Here is a 17,279-nt window from a genome sequence, read left to right as displayed (position 1 = left end):
TATCTGCTTTTGTTATATAATCAGTGGAAATAACTATTTTCGACAGGATGATTTTTATATGACTGATTATATTACAACTTATACCGGGGATCATTTTGATCCGACTCTGCCGGAGGCAGAACATCTTCATATCGAGGACATCGCACACGCATTATCACTAATTTGTCGTGGAAACGGTCATGTAAAGACCTTCTTTTCCGTCGGCAGTCATTGTATCAACTGTGCAAAGGAAGCGGCTGCCCGTGGGTATTCCGACCGACTGGTGCTTGCCTGTCTGCTTCACGATGCAAGTGAAGCCTACCTGTCAGATGTTCCAAGACCTTTTAAGAAGCATCTTCCTGCATATAAAGATCTGGAACAGAATCTGTTAAATGTGATCTATACAAAATATCTAGGTTCTCCTCTGACAGAGGAAGAAGAACGCAGGATCAAATGCATCGACGACGACATGCTCTATTTCGATCTTCTCACTTTGCTAAATGAGCCATCGAACAGACCGGAGCCTGAGCTTCACATCAACCTTTCTTATGAGGTTCGTCCGTTTGAGAATGTCGAACAGGAATATCTTCAGTTGTTTCATATACTGTATAAATAGTATTTATTTTTCCTCTTTCGGCAAAATGATATTTAAAAGGATTGCTACCATTGCTGCCGGTACAATTCCCGATCCGCCAAACACCAACTGTACCACCTCCGGTGTATGTACCAGAATTCCGGGATTAGCTCCCATTCCATATCCAACGCCCAGTGCTACTGATACAATGGAAAGATTTCTGGCATTCAACGGATTCTTCGTGATCAACTGAATACCACTGATTACAATTGACGAAAACATCATGACTGCTGCGCCACCTAATACAGACTGTGGCATGATTGATACCAACGCAGCAAGCTTTGGACATAAGCCGCAAAGGACAAGGAAAATGGCTCCGGTTGCAAGAGCGAACCGGTTTACAACCTTTGTCATGGCTACCAATCCAACGTTCTGACTGAATGATGTATTTGGCAGGACACCAAATATCGCTGCAAATGAAGAACCCAGTCCGTCACACATAACACCGCCTGCAAGTTCTTTATCTGTTGCTTCTCTGTCCAATCCGCCTTCCATAACACCTGAAATATCTCCAACCGTCTCAACTGCAGTTACAATGAACATAATAAGAACCGGAAGAATCGCACGCAGATCGAAAACAGGTTTTACAGGCAAAAGCTTCGGAACCGCAAACCAGGAGGCTTCCGCAACTTTATCCCAGTTCAACACCCATGCCTTTGTATATTCTACACCATCTGCCGTCACTCCGGTTTTCGGCAAAACAAAGCCCATGATCATTGCTGCAATGTATCCGAAAATAATGCCAAATAAAATAGATGAAGAACTCAAAAAGCCTTTTGTCGCATGTTTGAAAAACAAGATCGCAATAAGTACAAACAACGCAAGTAACAGATTCTCAATGGAGCCAAAATCTTCTGCTTTATTTCCTCCACCAAAAGAATTGATACCTACCGAAATCAGACTTAATCCGATCGACATTACCACGGTACCGGTTACGACCGATGGAAAGAACTTACGAAGGGGCTTTAAGAAAAAGCCAAGCACTGTTTCAAAAAGACCACCTATAATAGATGCTCCCATGATCGCGCCATATGCCAGTATACCACCACCCATGGTTGCTGCTACACTGTTAAAGACACCTATAAATCCGGAAGATGTTCCCATTATGATCGGTACCCGGCCCCCTACCGGACCAATTCCGAACAACTGTACCAATGTCACAATTCCTGCGATCAGCATCGCATTCTGAAGCAAAGAAAGCTGTAGATCTGCGAACTCACCGCCTGCCAGGCCACATGCTCCTGTGATGATCAGAAGTGGAGTCAGGTTTCCTACAAACATTGCCAAAACATGCTGTAATCCTAACGGAATCGCCTGCGAAAGCGGCATCTTTCCATCCATCTGAAATGCTGTCTCAGACAGCTTAAATATTTTTTTCATTTGTGAATTCTCCTCATCTTTATTCTTTTTCATCCAACATGGACATCAGTATCTTTTCCGGAGTGATCGGAAGTTCTCTGTGCCATACGCCTGTTGCACGATAGATTGCATGTGCAATTGCAGGTGCAGGTGTATTGATCACTATCTCTCCTATAGACTTGGCTCCAAATGGGCCTGTCGGTTCATAACTGTGTTCAAATTCTACCTGAAGATGTCCCATATCAAGGCGGGTTGGAATCTTATACTGCATGAAACTGGATTCAATCGGACATCCTCTTTCATTGTAGGTGACATTCTCAAACAGTGTATGCCCGATTCCCTGTACGATGCCGCCTTCTGCCTGAATACGCGCCAACGCCGGATTGATAGGAATTCCACAGTCAACAACAGCTACATAATCCAGGATCTTTACCTCTCCTGTATATCGGTCTAACTCAATCTCAACCATACCGACCATATAAGGTGGAGGCGATACAGGTGAAGAATGGGAAACCGTTGCTACTGCTGCGATATCATTTGCAATCTGGTCTTTTACACTAATCTCGGCAAGTGACACACTTTGATCTGTATTGACCCGACATGCCCTTCCATTTTCAAAGATCATTTCCTCCGGACTGCAGGAAAGCATACCGGCTGCTATCGCACAAAGCTTTTTTTTCAGTTTCTCACAGGCAAGTTCTACGGCCTTACCCGTAACATATGTTGTAGATGATGCGTACGAACCGGAATCATATGGTGATGCATCCGTATCTGCCCCAAATACAGCTACATCATCCACGGAACAATCCATACATTCTGCCACCATCTGAGCTAGGATCGTGTCACATCCGGTTCCCATATCTGCCGCACCGATGATCAGATTAAATGTTCCGTCATCGGCCAGCTTTACCGTTGCCGATCCGACATCCAGATTGGAGATACAGGAGCCTTGCATCGCCATAGCTACTCCGGCTGTTCTTACCTTCCCATCTACTGTCTCACGAACAGGATATTTCTCGTCCCAATGAAATAATTCTTTGCATTTTGCCATACATTTATCAAGTGCACAGGCATTTGCTGTCTCTCCATAATATGCCGGCATCTTCATTCCTTCACGGATCATGTTGTTTTCACGGATTACAGTCGGATCAATTCCAAGTCTTTCTGCAAGTTCATTTACAGCACTTTCCAGTGCAAATATACCCTGTGTCGCACCATATCCCCTGTAAGCACCGGCTGCCATCGTATTGGTATATACTACATCATAATTAAACCGATATGCTTCAAGTCCACCTGTATAAAGGGGAATCGATTTATGTCCGCTCAGACCAACTGTTGTAGGTCCGTGTTCTCCATATGCTCCTGTATTTGAAAGTGTATACAGATCCAGTCCGCGGATATGTCCGTCCCGGTCTGCTCCCAGGCGTACACGAACTTCCATCTCATGCCGCGGAGAACCGGCAATCTGACTCTCTTCTCTTGTGAATATAAGTTTGGCGGGTTGTCCGGTCTTCAGTGTGACAAACGCCGGATATACTTCACTGACTGCTGTCTGTTTTGCTCCAAAACCCCCACCGATTCTTGGTTTCTCAACACGTATCCTGCTCTTTGGAATGCCCAGTGCTCTGGAAAGGATACGACGCACATGAAATACAATCTGTGTAGATGAGATCACATGAAGCCTTCCATATCGGTCAAAACAGGTATAGGTGCGGAAGGTTTCCATCATTGCCTGGTTAAACGCCCGCATATGATATGTGTGTTCGAACACCTCATCACAATCCGCTATTACAGCATCCACATCACCATCTCCGTTTTTTTCACTTGCAACCAGATTCCGTCCGGGATCTCCTCCAACTTCCATAGGTGGAAACCAGTCCTCCTCCGGGTGTACAAGGACAGCACTATCCTTTGCCTGATGAAAATCAAGAACCGGTTCGAGGATATCATATTTCACTTTTATCAGCTTCATTGCTTTTAAAGCAGCTTTCTCATCCGTAGCCGCAATAATAGCAACAACATCCCCTACAAAACGTACATGCCGGTCTATGATCAGCCGATCATAGGGAGATGGTTCTGGATATGTCTGTCCTGCAATCGCAAACCTCTGCTTTGGAACATCCTTCCATGTATAAACATCTACAACCCCCGGAACTTTTTTTGCTATTGCTACGTTGATATCTTCTACAATAGCATTGGCATATGGGCTTCTTAAAAGCTTTACCGTCAAAGCATCTGATGATGTAATATCATCAACATAAACCGGTTTTCCCAAAAGGAGCTGCATTGCATCTTTTTTACGAACCGAATGATTGACTGAATTATACTTCTTTTCTTCCATGAATGCCCTCCTTTGATCTCTTATGTTCCAGATAATTTCGAATTCCCCGCAACTGGCCTTCATATCCGGAACATCTGCAAAGATTTCCTGCCAGATAAGCACGGATCTCATCATCTGTAGGATCCGGATTCTCTCGCAATAATGCAATCGTGTTCATGACAAATCCGGGATTGCAAAATCCGCACTGATCAGCTCCCTGATCTGCAATAAATCCGACAAATTCAGAAGCTTCCTCCTGAAGTCCCTCTAATGTCTGTACCTCATGACCATCTGCCCTTGCCGCAGGCACGGAGCAGGAAAGCACAGGAATGCCGTCCAAAAAGACTGTACATAATCCGCAATTTGCAGTTTCACAGCCTCGCTTTACACTGTAGCAGCCATGCTTTCTCAAAAAATCGATCAGAAGCAGATCCGGTTCAATAGAATCCACCAGTTTTTTTCCATTTACAATTACTGTTATCTCCATTTCTGCTCCTCTCTCAATTTATTTAATAATCGCTGACTTAATACACGAACCAATCTGGAACGATACTTTGCTCCGGCTCGATGATTACTTCCTGTCGGAATATGTTTCTCTGCCCACATAGCAAAGTTCTCTATAGAGTCTTCTGTCAGTCCCTCTGACAGAAGTCCTTCTTCATCCAGAAGAAGCATCGCTCGTCCCGGTCTTGCTCCCACTGATAAACGATATTCCCCACCTACAACAGAAGCCGCACATGCGATCACCGGAAAATCAGTACTTTGATTTCTTACAGATGCATAAGAGAAGCATCCGGACGTCTTCTTTATGATCAGGCGAACCAGAATATCCTGATCCGGCTTCTGCCCCGCAAATTCTCTAAGTGGTATTCTCCCACCCTGATATAATTCCACATATGTATCCATGGCAAGAAATACCGTCAGCACATCAGAGAAACCAAAACGTCCCCAGATACTTCCACCTATCGTTGCCAAATTACGAAACTGTACACCGACAATATCTTTTACAGCGTCTCTGACAGAATTTTGTGTATAATTATTTAAGCCTCTATGCAATTCAAGCTGTCGTAGAGATACCATCGAACCGATAATGATCTCATTCTCTGTCTCCTCGATCTGATCCAGTTTCAAATCACACAGATCAATTGCTGTCAATATCGTCCGGTTCTGCATCTTTGTCCATAACATTCCACCGATTATACAGCTACCTTTTTTTTGATTTAACTGATAAGCCTCTTCCAGACTTTTAACACGTATATAATTCTGAATTGTTACCATAAAAAGCTCCTTTAAATGTTGCATTAGCCGCACTATATCAAGATATATTATAGTAAAAATACTTGTTTTTGAAAAGATGCTTTGCTACAATACCGTTGTATTATTTAAAATATAACGAAAAGGAGTTATTATGAAAAAAACATTAAAAAAATGCTTATCCTTATTTTTAATCTGTTCCCTGCTTTTATCTCTGGCAGGCTGTAATACTTCATCAAAGCCTGCAGGCACGGGGACAACCGCTTCATCAGAAGCGACCTCAGAATTATCATCAGAAACTTCTTCAGATGATGTGTCTACAGAAGCTGACGAAAAAGAAACCTCTTATCCGGTCACAGTTACGGATCAGGCAGACCGCACCGTTACCATTGAAAAAGAGCCAGCTAAGATTGTAAGCGGATACTACATTCCTTCCAGTCTTCTGATCGCACTTGGATTATCGGGCAAGGTGGTAGGTATTGAGGCAAAGGCAGACAAAAGACCGATCTACAAACTGGCTGCCCCGGAGCTTCAGGAACTTCCAAACGTCGGAACAGCAAAGGAATTCGATCTGGAAACCTGTGCTTCTCTTTCACCGGATCTTGTGATTTTGCCGTTAAAGCTAAAGGATGCCGCAAAGAGTCTGACAGAGCTTGGTATTCCTGTGCTACTGGTAAATCCAGAAAGTCCGGATCAGTTATCCGAAATGATCAGTCTTATTGCCACAGCTACAAATACCCAGGATAAAGCAGACCAACTGCTTGACTTCATTAATCAGGAAAAAGAAATGCTTACTACTTCTCTTGCAACCGCAGACGACACTCCGAATATTTACCTTGCAGGTAATTCTTCTCTCCTGTCAACTGCCGGTCCAGCTATGTACCAATCAGGTATTATCGAACTTGCAGGCGGTAAAAATGTAGCATCTGATATCTCTGATACCTATTGGGCCGAGATTAGCTATGAACAGCTTCTCTCCTGGGATCCTGATTATATTATTCTTGCTTCCGATGCAGAATATACAGTAGATGATGTATTAAGCGATCCGAACCTGAAAGACTGCACAGCAGTAAAAAATAACCACGTTTATGCTATTCCGGGGGATATCGAAGCACTGGACAGTCCTGTACCTGCTAGTATCCTGGCTTCCATCTGGCTTGCCGGAATCCTGCATCCTGATCAGGTTTCAACTGATACTTATACGAAAGAGATGAATTCTTTCTATGAAACATTCTATGGAATCAAAAAATAAAGCAAATTTATATCTTATTGCCGGAAGCGTAGGTCTGATTCTTCTGACAGCAGCTTCCCTGTTTATCGGAAAATACAGGATCACCCTAACCGGTCTGATAGCCGGAGACTCCATGCAATGGCGAGTATTTCTTACGCTCCGTGCCAGCCGCGCTGTTATCGGTGCTATCGGAGGATTTGTCCTTGGCATGGCAGGTTTTGTCTATCAGACCGTTTTTCGGAATCCTCTGGCCTCCCCTGATATCATTGGCGTATCTTCGGGAGCCAGTGCCGGTGCAGCATTTGGAATTCTGTTCTTATCCGGTTCTATGGCGATCACAGTCTCTGCTTTTGCAGGGGCTGTTTGTTCTGTTATCCTTGCACTGGTATTATCTTTCTTAACCGCAGACCGAAATGGTCACAGCATTGTACTTGCCGGAATTGCTGTTCACAGTCTCGCACAGACGGCACTGGTTTGTCTGAAATTAATCGCAGATCCGGAAAAACAACTGGCATCGATTGAATATTGGATCATGGGAAGCCTAAATGGAATCAGCATCTACTCCATAAAAGGAAATATTATCCTGTGTCTTTTCTGTTCAGTCATTCTATTCTTATTATATCGACAGATCATTCTTCTCTCTTTAGATGATAATGAGGGAAAAATGCTCGGTGTAAATGTACAGCAGATTCGTCTGATTGTTTTGTTGATTGCGACACTGGCTGTTTCCGGTGTGATCAGTATGACCGGACTGATCAGCTTCGTATCTCTTCTGGCACCACACGGAGCACGTTTATTACTAAAAAATAACCGGCTATCCACCATGCTGTTAAGCGGACTGATCGGTGGATGTCTGCTAACCATGGGAGATATATTTGCTCGTAGTATAGCATCCACAGAACTGCCTGTAAGTATCTTTACAAGTCTTTTAGGAGTCCCATTCTTAATCTATCTATGTATAAGGAGAAGTGATCGGATATGAAATTACTGACTGTAAACAATCTGTCTGCCGGATATAATGGAACAAACATTATCAAAAATATCAGTTTTTCCGTCGACTCCGGTCAGATTATTGGTATACTTGGGGCAAACGGTTGCGGAAAAACCACCTTGATCAAGTCCCTGGCAAATCTGCTTCCCCATACGGGGAACTGTCAGCTTGATACAATTACCGTAGAATCAATTTCCCCAAAGGAACTGGCAAGGCTTTGTGGATATATACCACAAAATAACAGTATCTCTTTAGATCTCACGCTTTTTGATGTAGTTATGATGGGGTTCAACCCTGAACTTAAACTGTTGCAGACTCCAACCCGGCAAATGAAGGAAACAGCTATACAGGCACTTATCGATGTTGGTCTTGGCAACCGGATGTATGATAATTTTCAAAGTCTGAGTGCCGGTCAGAAACAGTTATGTATATTAGCACGTACATTTGCAGGCAAACGAAAACTTCTTCTTTTGGATGAACCGGAAAGTGCCTTAGATTTTCGGCTACGTTATCAGGCAATGGAGCTTTTACAGGATTATATCCAACAAAATCATGCTTCTGCCCTGATCACACTACATGATTCAGCTCTGGCGCTAAATTATTGTGATTCACTTCTGATCCTGTCAGACGGCAGATTGATCGGTACGATCATTCCATCCGAAACATCAATTTCCGAGATGGAACAGCTTCTTTCCAAAATATATGGTACAATCAGTCTGTCAAAGCTTAACGATCGTCTTGGAAATAGCAGGCTTGTTATGATGAAGGAGGCTGAAACATCTTGAAAGCAATAACAAAAATTTATTTTGTAAATGATAATAACGAAAAATTTTTTGGGGCCGGGCCATGCCAACTGCTTCATATGATCGAAGAAACCGGCTCTCTCCGTTCTGCATCAATCTCTATGGGACTTGCCTATACAAAGGCACTCCGTATGATCAATAAGGCAGAAAAAGAACTAGGATTTTCTCTGACAAAACGTAGCACCGGTGGCAGATCCGGTGGTGGAAGTACTCTGACTCCAGAGGGAAAGGAATGGCTGAAAAAATATGAAACCTACCGGAATGCCTGTAACGAGGCCAACAGCAAACTCTATATGGAGATCTTTTCAGACTAGCGGAAAAAAACATCTGGTTCTGACAGGAGCATCCGGAAGTGGAAAAACAACACTTCTGGCATCTCTCTTTTCCTCCCCGATGCCCGGTGTTACCTCCTGGGTAGTACCGGAAAAAGGAGTCTACCTGAAAAACAACTGTTCAAAAGAAATAATCCAGATTGGACGTTATCATTCGGATCCAACCCATAAGAGAAATCAGATGCTTGCTATTCCCGAATGCTTTGATGAAAAAGGAACCGCATTCTTACATTCCTGTCTGCATACAACTTCCGAATGGATCACGATTGATGAAATCGGTTTTCTGGAAAGTAATTCCTGCAAATACCAGCAAGCTATACGAACCTTAATGAAGCACAAACAGCTTCTCATGGTCGTGCGAAAACAAAAGCTTCCATTCCTGGAGGAACTGCGTAACCATAAGGATGTTTTCCTTGTGGATCTCGATCAACCATATGGAAATGCAGGCTGTATCATCATGGCATCCGGTCAGGGTACCCGCTTTGGTGGAAATAAGCTGCTTGCTGATTTCAATGGACAACCATTGATCGATTTCTCTCTTAACATTATTAAGAATCTGTTTACAACATCTGTCGTGGTAACCATTCACAAGGAAATTCAGAGCCTATGTATAAAACAAAATATTCCGGTACTGCTTCATAACTTTCCGCATCGAAACGATATGATTCGCCTCGGTCTGGAAACCATTGGTGATCATATCGATCGCTGCGTCTTTCTCCCCGCCGACCAGCCTTTGCTTCAAAAAGAATCCATGATCTCGCTGCTTCTTTGTGCGGAAAATGACAGAAACTCAATCTGGCGAACCTGTTATGGAGATATAGTCGGTTCTCCTGTTATCTTCCCGGCTGAATTTTTTGAGGAACTTCAGAATCTTCCTTTAAGAAAAGGCGGCAGTCTGATAATAAATAATCATCCTGATCGTATCCGTACCATTTCTGTTTCAGATATAAACGAACTAAGAGATATTGATACACCTGATGATTTATCCCAATTACTCCATGGGAACCTTTAATCATTCTTGACATTTTATTTTATCGTTCTATAATTCATCATGTCATAAAAAAAGAAATGAGGACGAATAAAAATGAACAAGGATCTGACCGTAGGGAAACCGGAATCTGTGCTGTGGCGTTTCTGTCTGCCACTCTTTGGAAGTGTGATCTTCCAGCAGCTCTATAACATTGCCGACAGTCTGGTTGCCGGAAAATTTATCAATGAAAGTGCTCTTGCCGCTGTTGGCAACAGTTACGAGATCACATTGATCTTTATCGCATTTGCATTTGGATGCAATATGGGATGCTCGGTTATCGTATCCAGATTATTTGGAGCAAAAGAATATCGGAATATGAAGACGGCTGTATCGACCACCTTTATCTTTACGGCTGTTTTACTGGCTGTTATGGTGATCGCCGGTCTGCTCACCAGCCGGGAGCTGCTTGCTCTGATCCACACTCCGGGCGATATCATGGATGCTTCCCTGCTGTATCTGAACATCTATATCTATGGTCTTCCATTTATGTTCTTTTACAACATTGCAACCGGAATCTTCTCCGCTCTCGGTGATTCCAGAACTCCGTTCATCTTCCTTGCAATATCATCCGTTTCCAATATATTTGTCGATATCTTATTTGTAAAATCCTTTCAGATGGGAATCTCAGGTGTTGCCTGGGCGACCTTCCTCTGTCAGGGTGTCAGTGCTATTCTGGCTGTCGCTGTTGTGATACGCCGTCTTACCTGTATCAAGACAGATGGCCGTTTCCGGTTCTTTGATGGCAGCATCTTAAAACAAATCTTGGTCGTTGCTATCCCAAGCACCTTACAGCAGAGCTTTATATCCATCGGAAATATTATCATCCAGAGCGTTATCAACGACTTCGGAACCAGCGTTATCGCCGGATATTCTGCGGCTGTCAAGCTGAACAATCTGGTCATTACCTCTCTTACCACACTGGGAAACGGTATATCAAACTATACCGCCCAGAATATCGGTGCGGGTAAAATTGACCGTATCCGTTCCGGTTTCAAAGCTTCCTTAAAACTGGTCTGGCTGTTATGTATTCCGTTTGCGCTGTTGTACTTCACCTGCGGAAGATGGCTGTTACTGCTCTTTCTTGACAATCCGACTGCAACTGCGATCAAGACAGGTATCGTTTTCCTGTGTATCCTTGCACCATTTTATTTCATCGTTTCCATCAAATTAATGGCAGACGGAATCCTGCGTGGCGCAGGTATCATGAACAAATTCATGATCTCCACCTTTACCGATCTGATTCTTCGAGTAATCTTATCCATCATCTTTTCAAAGATGTTCGGTTCTGTCGGTATCTGGTGCTCCTGGCCGGTCGGCTGGTGCTGCGGAACTGCAGTCTCCGTCCTCTTTTACCGCGGTGAACAGAAACGGGATTTTAAAAATGCATTTGAAGCATAATAATGTTATGACTTCTTCCAAGGGCTTCAATCCGGTCAAGGTCAGCCCTTCTTCGACTGATATCGGCAAACCAGTTTCCACCATAAACATATAAAGCAAAAATCTCCTTCTGCCGGAAATAAATGCCATAAACAGCACATCCATTTCTAACATAAGGAGATTGAAGCTACATCGAGATCCAGCCAAGTGCATTTGCAACCGAACTTGCAAGAATGATCAGGGCGAAGACCGGACATATGTATTTGATCATCACAACAAAGATCTTCTTTCTGCGGAATGCGCCCTCGCCATGACGAATCTCTTCTTCTATCTTATCGATTCCAACAACTCTTGAAACCAGTAAGCAGGTCATAAGTGCTGCGATCGGCATCATAACCGAATTCGTCAGGAAATCAAACAGGTCTAAGAACTGCATACCGATAATCTTTACACAGGCGAGCGGTCCATATCCAAGTGATGACAGACTTCCAAGGATCAGCATGATCACACCTACGAAAACAGTTGCTTTCTTTCTGCTCCAACCGATCTCATCCTCAAATGTGGATACTGCACTCTCAGTCAGTGCGATTGAGCTGGTTACTGCTGCAAATAAAACCAACAGGAAGAACAGAATACCGACTATTGTTCCAAGTCCCATATTCTGAAATACCTTAGGGATCGTTATAAACATCAATGAAGGACCTGCCTGTAAAGTGTCAGGATTACCGCCTGAAAATGCGAATACCGCAGGAATGATCATAAGTCCTGCCATGATCGCAATCGCCGTATCAAACACCTCAACATTCCTTGTAGCATCCTCGATCGCCGTATCCTTTTTCATATAAGAACCAAATGTGATCAGAATACCCATTGCGATCGACAGGGAATAAAACATCTGCCCCATCGCCGCTACCACAGTCATCCATGAGAAATTATCAAAATTCGGAACAAGAAAATACTTCACGCCCTTTAATGCCCCCGGTCTTGTCACTGAATATACAGCAATAAGGATCGATAATACGATCAGTACCGGCATCATGATCTTTGATACACGTTCAATACCATTCTGAACACCTGCAAAGATGATCCCAAGCGTAAACAGACAGAATACGATGAAACAAAGCTCTGTCGAAATGCCATTCGAGATAAAGTCTGTAAAATATCCATCCTTTGCCAGATTCTTTCCATTTCCTTTGACATATTCCACCAGATATTTGATAACCCAGCCACCGATCACCGAATAATACGGTACGATCAGCACCGGTATGATCGCATTGATCCAGCCGCCAAAGGACAACCATTTCTTCTTACCAAATGACCGAAACGCTCCGACCGGACTCTTTCTTGTCATACGACCGATCGCAGACTCAGCAACGATCATCGTATATCCAAATGTAAGTGCCAGCAGAATATAGATCAGAAGAAAGATTCCTCCTCCGTACTTTGCTGCCAGATACGGAAACCGCCATATATTTCCAAGACCGACCGACGCTCCTGCCGCCGACAGCACATATCCTATCTTCCCCGAAAATGAACTTCTGTTGTTATTGTTTTGTATATCCATCGTACTCTAACTTCTGCTCCATGTACCCTGAAGCAAAATATCCCTTCTCTTTTTTCTTTTTACAGTGTACAGCTTCGATTCTAACATGAATGATCAATTAAGTCACTACTTTATCATATTTTCAATAAATACAGCATACCCTTCCGTCGGATCATCCACAAGCACATGTGTGACCGCACCGATCAGCTTGCCATTCTGTACGATTGGGCTTCCGCTCATGCCCTGACAGACGCCGCCGGTAAGTGCGATCAGATCCTCGTCCTCTACCTTAAATTCCATATTTTTATTGGCAGTATCGGTATGAACCGCCAGAATGTTGATCTTGTATTTTTTCAGATTCCCATCCAATCTGGAATAAATATATGCCTCTCCGGTCTGAACTTCACCAGGATCTGCGATATACATGGCTTCTGCAGCTTTGTAATGCTTCGCCACATATTCTTCATCGAGATATCCGCCGATTCCGTTATCATAATTACCTTCTACAATTCCGATCAGATCCTTCTTGTAAAGGATCGTTCCCTGAAGCTGCCCCGGCATCGACACAAAAGATCGGTTGATCTTCGTTATATGTGTAGTATAGATACCCCCACCGGTGCTGCTGATCTTAAGCCCGGTATCATTATCCGATACGCTGTGTCCAAGTGCCATAAACTGATTGCCACATAGGAAGGTCACTGTTCCGATACCCGATATGTCATCCTTCACCCACAGTCCTAACATATAAGCATTCTTATTTGTTTTCACAGGTGTAACCTCTGCTACCTGTGACTTTCCGTCCCGCACAAATGTAAGTCTCACAGTTCCGGTATTATTCCCGGATAAAGCCTGCATCAGTTCCTTTTTTGTTGATATGGCTGTTTCATTTACAGCTGTGATATAATCTCCTGTCTGAAGCAGGCTGTTACAGGGAGAGCAAATCTCTCCCTGTGCAGTTTCCACCTCGCCACAATCTACGACCATAACGCCATCTGTTTTCAGATAGATCCCGACCGGCTCGCCGGACGGTATTACTTTCTGTCCGGACAGATCATCGAATACAAGCTCCGCATCTTCATACTTGATCTCCTGATCTCCGATATCTCCATTCCAGAAATAAGCGATTGCCAACAGTGTAAATGCGATCAGATCCAAGATCAAAAATCCGACCAGCAGCGAACGGTAACGGTTCGACGTCTTTGTTCCTTCTTCCATCCCAATACTCCTTTCTGTAAATGCTGCATAGACCATAAGAAACATGCCTCCGGTTTCTTATGGTTATCGCGACAGTCGCCAAGGTCTTGTGCAAGCACAGACTTTGGCTCGTTGTCCGCGTAAAAAAAGAGCAGCAATTGTTTTATTGCTACTCTTAGTATTGGTTTTTTTGTTCTGTTTTTAATTAGTGTATTTTTGCTTTGTCTGCCAGTTCTTTCATATCCCTGGCATTTTCAACCGCGGCATTTGTGATCTCTGCACCGCCAAGCAGTCTGGCAATCTCAAGCACAGATTCTTCCCGGTCTAACTTGGAGATCTGCGTGATCGTCTTGCCATCCTTTACCACTTTTTCAATTCTGTAATGGCTGTCCGCCATTGCCGCGATCTGTGGCAGATGCGTAATACTGATCACCTGATGCGCTTTTGATATAACCGCAAGCTTTGCTGCCACACTTGATGCTGCTCTGCCGCTGATACCAACATCAATCTCATCAAATATCAGAGTATCAATGTTATCTTCCGATGCCATGCAGGATTTGATCGCAAGCATGATCCTCGAAAGCTCACCGCCGGATGCAACCTCATAAAGCGGACGTTCCTTTTCTCCGACATTTGTCGATACAACAAAGTAACAATCATCGATACCGGAGATGCCCGGATGCGCCAGACGGTCAAAATGCATATCGAACCGGATCTGATTAAAGCTCAGATCCTCCAGCGCCTCTGATACCCGCTTACATAATTCTTTTGCCTGAATCTTTCGTTCTGCACTTAAAGCTTCCGCTGCCTGATCCAGTTCTTTTTTTGCTGTTTCTACTTTCTGCTGCAATTCTTCTGCATATTCCTCATACTGCACAAGCTTTGCTTCATCCTGCTTCAACTGCTCCAGATAGGCAAGCACATCGTCTGTCGTTCTGCCGTATTTTCCTTTTAAATTATTAATGGTATTCAACCGGTCTTCAACCTCATGGAATTCAGACTCATCAAATTCCATACTCTGCATATAATCACTGACCGATACGTTAAAATCATTTAACAACGAATCAATATTGGTAAGCTCACTGAAGATGCTCTCCATCTCCTCGTCCAGACCTTTTACCGCTTTTAAGCTTGCAAGCGCACGTCCAATCTCATTTCCGGCAGATGCGTTCCGATTATACCCTGTGATCGAATAAACCTCAGAAACTGCTTCCACGATATCCTTGGCATTCACCATCTTACGATACTGTTTTTCCAGTTTTTCATCTTCTCCCGGAACCAGCCTGGCACCTTCAATCTCTCCTGCTTCAAACTGGATATATTCCAGCTTCCGTTTCCGCTCGCCCTCATCCATCTGTCCTTCTTCCAGTTCTTTTCGAAGATCTTCAAATGTTTTATAGCAGTCTTCATATTTCTGTTTTAATGATGCAAGCGGTCTTTTTGCAAATTTATCCAGAATATTCAAATGCTCTGCCTTCTTCAACAGGATCTGCTGCTCATGCTGTGCATGCATATCCACAAGAAGTGCCGAAACATCTTTTAACTTTGCTGCTGTTACTGTCCGGTCATTAATAGTATTCATGGTTCTGCCATTTACTATTCGTCTGGTTATGATGATCTCTCCATCCTCTGATGGTGTAACGTCAAGCTCCTGCAGCTGCTCAAACAATGATTCATCATCAATAAAAAATAATAACTGACAGAAGCCTTCTTTTTCCGGATCTCTCAGCATATCTTTTGGGAGCTTGCCTCCCATACCAATCTTTAAAGCTCCCATGATAATAGACTTACCTGCACCGGTCTCACCGGTTAAGATATTCAGTCCATCTGTAAAATTGATATTTGCATCTTCAATCAATGCGATATTTTTTATGTGTACATTTAAAAGCATATGTCCTCCTGTATATTCCATGCACAAAATAACAGAATTTACATCTTTTCAATCTGCGCCTTGATCGACATCGTCAGGCTCTTATCCTTCACAGCAAGGAAGATCGTATCATCTCCCGCGATACAGCCCATCAGCCCATCAATATCCATATGATCCAGCGCTGCCGCTACAGCCATGGCAACACCGGAGATTGTCTTGATCACGATCAGGTTCTCTGCCGCATCTACAGAAATAATTCCTGTGCTCAGAACCTTCTTATAGGAATCCAGTGTCTCATAACGATTGTTCTTCTCTACGGCATATTTCTGTCTGGCTCCCGGTACGGATACCTTTGTCAGATTCATTTCCCGAATATCTCTGGAAACGGTTGCCTGTGTTGCCTGAAATCCCTCTTCCTTCAGTTTCTCCAGAAGATCATCCTGTGTTTCAATATCATATTTTTCAACAAGCTCCAGTATCTTTGCCTGTCTTTGATATTTCATCTCAGTTTCCTCCTAATTTATTTCTAAGTATTTCATAAAAGTTCACATTACTTGCCTTGATCAGCCTGGTTATCTTCTCAGACTTGCGGATATCCACCCGGTCGCCAACGGATAAATCCACATCGTTACCGCCATCAAAGGAACAGATTGCCTCTGTATCCTGCGTCTTACGCTTCTTAGTGATCTCTATCGTGATCCTCTCTTTGCCGGATAATACGATACTCTTTGCAGTCAGCGAATGCGGTGATACCGGCGTGATCACTAATAACTCTGCATCCGGGCTGACGATCGGTCCTCCTGCCGACAGATTATAGCCGGTAGAGCCTGTCGGTGTCGATATCACAACACCATCTGCCTCATATGTATCAAGCACCTGTCCATCAACAGACACATTAAGTCCGATCAGTCTGGAAAATCCTGCCCGGCTGATCACGATATCATTTAAAGCACTCTTGCGATACGTTGTGCCATCCGCTTTTGTCACCGTACCTGTGACCATCATTCGTTCTTCGATCGTAAAATCATCTGTCAGCAGCCGATCCAGTATCTCTTCGATATTAGCAACTTCCCCTTCTGTCAGGAAGCCTACCGTACCCAGATTAATTCCAAATAACGGTATATCAATATCTTCCGTCTCACCTGCCATGCATAACAGTGTTCCATCACCACCGAGAACCAGTACACAGTCAAACTGCTCTTTCTTTAAAGTCTCCCAATCCGAAGGCTCAAGCCGGAATACATCCCGCACCATACAGACTGCTCCATGTGCTTCCAGGTAACTCTGTATTCTGTTTGTAACTGTCGAATCGGTGTCCTTATCGGGATTCACCACGATCATAAAACGATTCATCGGATTTAT

At 43.6% G+C, this 17,279-nt stretch carries 16 protein-coding genes; 7 read left to right on the top strand and 9 right to left on the bottom strand.

Annotation, left to right across the window (positions count from 1 at the left end; all coding sequences use genetic code 11):
• The first annotated feature begins 58 nt into the window (after positions 1-58).
• A complete protein-coding gene (locus CLOL250_RS06690) occupies positions 59-595 on the top strand; it encodes a hypothetical protein (RefSeq protein ID WP_044945418.1) in 537 nt (178 codons plus the stop codon).
• Positions 596-598: 3 nt separating this feature from the next.
• On the opposite strand, the gene CLOL250_RS06685 is transcribed toward CLOL250_RS06690, so the two are convergent.
• Genes CLOL250_RS06685 through CLOL250_RS06670 form a run of 4 tightly spaced genes read right to left on the bottom strand, consistent with a single transcriptional unit; the run spans position 599 to position 5,570 of the window.
• Positions 599-1,993, bottom strand: coding sequence for a uracil-xanthine permease family protein (locus CLOL250_RS06685; RefSeq protein ID WP_021944738.1), 1,395 nt, complete (start codon positions 1,991-1,993; stop codon positions 599-601).
• 19 nt (positions 1,994-2,012) lie between these two features.
• Entirely contained in the window at positions 2,013-4,313 is a 2,301-nt protein-coding gene (locus tag CLOL250_RS06680; protein ID WP_008401498.1) for a xanthine dehydrogenase family protein molybdopterin-binding subunit, read from the bottom strand.
• On the bottom strand, positions 4,294-4,779 hold the full coding sequence (locus CLOL250_RS06675) for a (2Fe-2S)-binding protein (protein ID WP_008401497.1): 486 nt from the start codon (positions 4,777-4,779) through the stop codon (positions 4,294-4,296). Before CLOL250_RS06675 ends, CLOL250_RS06680 begins: the two co-directional genes overlap by 20 nt.
• Entirely contained in the window at positions 4,770-5,570 is an 801-nt protein-coding gene (locus CLOL250_RS06670; RefSeq protein ID WP_044945312.1) for an FAD binding domain-containing protein, read from the bottom strand. The genes CLOL250_RS06675 and CLOL250_RS06670 overlap by 10 nt, the downstream gene beginning before the upstream one ends.
• A 130-nt stretch (positions 5,571-5,700) precedes the next feature.
• Here CLOL250_RS06670 and CLOL250_RS06665 point away from each other — a divergent pair, with 130 nt between their 5' ends.
• The 6 genes from CLOL250_RS06665 to CLOL250_RS06640 all read left to right on the top strand — a co-directional run bounded on the left by CLOL250_RS06665 (position 5,701) and on the right by CLOL250_RS06640 (position 11,331).
• A complete protein-coding gene (locus CLOL250_RS06665) occupies positions 5,701-6,798 on the top strand; it encodes an ABC transporter substrate-binding protein (protein ID WP_044945310.1) in 1,098 nt (365 codons plus the stop codon).
• Positions 6,782-7,759, top strand: a complete 978-nt coding sequence (locus tag CLOL250_RS06660; protein WP_008401494.1) for a FecCD family ABC transporter permease — start codon at positions 6,782-6,784, stop codon at positions 7,757-7,759. Before CLOL250_RS06665 ends, CLOL250_RS06660 begins: the two co-directional genes overlap by 17 nt.
• The gene (locus CLOL250_RS06655) at positions 7,756-8,553 is read left to right on the top strand and encodes an ABC transporter ATP-binding protein (RefSeq protein ID WP_008401493.1); all 798 of its coding nucleotides are present in this window, start codon (positions 7,756-7,758) and stop codon (positions 8,551-8,553) included. Before CLOL250_RS06660 ends, CLOL250_RS06655 begins: the two co-directional genes overlap by 4 nt.
• A complete protein-coding gene (locus tag CLOL250_RS06650; RefSeq protein ID WP_008401492.1) occupies positions 8,550-8,885 on the top strand; it encodes a winged helix-turn-helix domain-containing protein in 336 nt (111 codons plus the stop codon). Before CLOL250_RS06655 ends, CLOL250_RS06650 begins: the two co-directional genes overlap by 4 nt.
• Complete coding sequence (locus tag CLOL250_RS06645) at positions 8,833-9,915, top strand: NTP transferase domain-containing protein (RefSeq protein WP_084770659.1); 1,083 nt, start codon at positions 8,833-8,835, stop codon at positions 9,913-9,915. Before CLOL250_RS06650 ends, CLOL250_RS06645 begins: the two co-directional genes overlap by 53 nt.
• Before the next feature lie 72 nt (positions 9,916-9,987).
• On the top strand, positions 9,988-11,331 hold the full coding sequence (locus tag CLOL250_RS06640) for an MATE family efflux transporter (RefSeq protein ID WP_008401490.1): 1,344 nt from the start codon (positions 9,988-9,990) through the stop codon (positions 11,329-11,331).
• A gap of 166 nt (positions 11,332-11,497) precedes the next feature.
• Here the strand turns inward: CLOL250_RS06640 and CLOL250_RS06635 are convergent, their stop codons facing one another.
• The 5 genes from CLOL250_RS06635 to CLOL250_RS06615 form a co-directional block, all read right to left on the bottom strand.
• A complete protein-coding gene (locus tag CLOL250_RS06635; protein WP_008401489.1) occupies positions 11,498-12,874 on the bottom strand; it encodes a sodium-dependent transporter in 1,377 nt (458 codons plus the stop codon).
• Between the two features lie 105 nt (positions 12,875-12,979).
• Positions 12,980-14,068 (bottom strand): SpoIVB peptidase S55 domain-containing protein, encoded by a 1,089-nt coding sequence (locus CLOL250_RS06630; RefSeq protein ID WP_084770665.1) that lies wholly within the window; start codon positions 14,066-14,068, stop codon positions 12,980-12,982.
• A 184-nt stretch (positions 14,069-14,252) separates the two neighbouring features.
• Positions 14,253-15,938, bottom strand: coding sequence for a DNA repair protein RecN (gene recN, locus CLOL250_RS06625; RefSeq protein ID WP_044945307.1), 1,686 nt, complete (start codon positions 15,936-15,938; stop codon positions 14,253-14,255).
• Between the two features lie 38 nt (positions 15,939-15,976).
• Complete coding sequence (argR, locus tag CLOL250_RS06620) at positions 15,977-16,420, bottom strand: arginine repressor (RefSeq protein WP_008401485.1); 444 nt, start codon at positions 16,418-16,420, stop codon at positions 15,977-15,979.
• Position 16,421: 1 nt separating this feature from the next.
• Positions 16,422-17,270, bottom strand: coding sequence for an NAD(+)/NADH kinase (locus CLOL250_RS06615; protein ID WP_044945304.1), 849 nt, complete (start codon positions 17,268-17,270; stop codon positions 16,422-16,424).
• Positions 17,271-17,279: the final 9 nt, after the last annotated feature.

Source organism: Clostridium sp. L2-50, from assembly GCF_000154245.1.
Taxonomy (GTDB): Bacteria; Bacillota; Clostridia; order Lachnospirales; family Lachnospiraceae; genus Coprococcus.
Note: the sequence above shows the minus strand (reverse complement) of the source record. Positions and strands in the feature narration are given on the sequence as shown.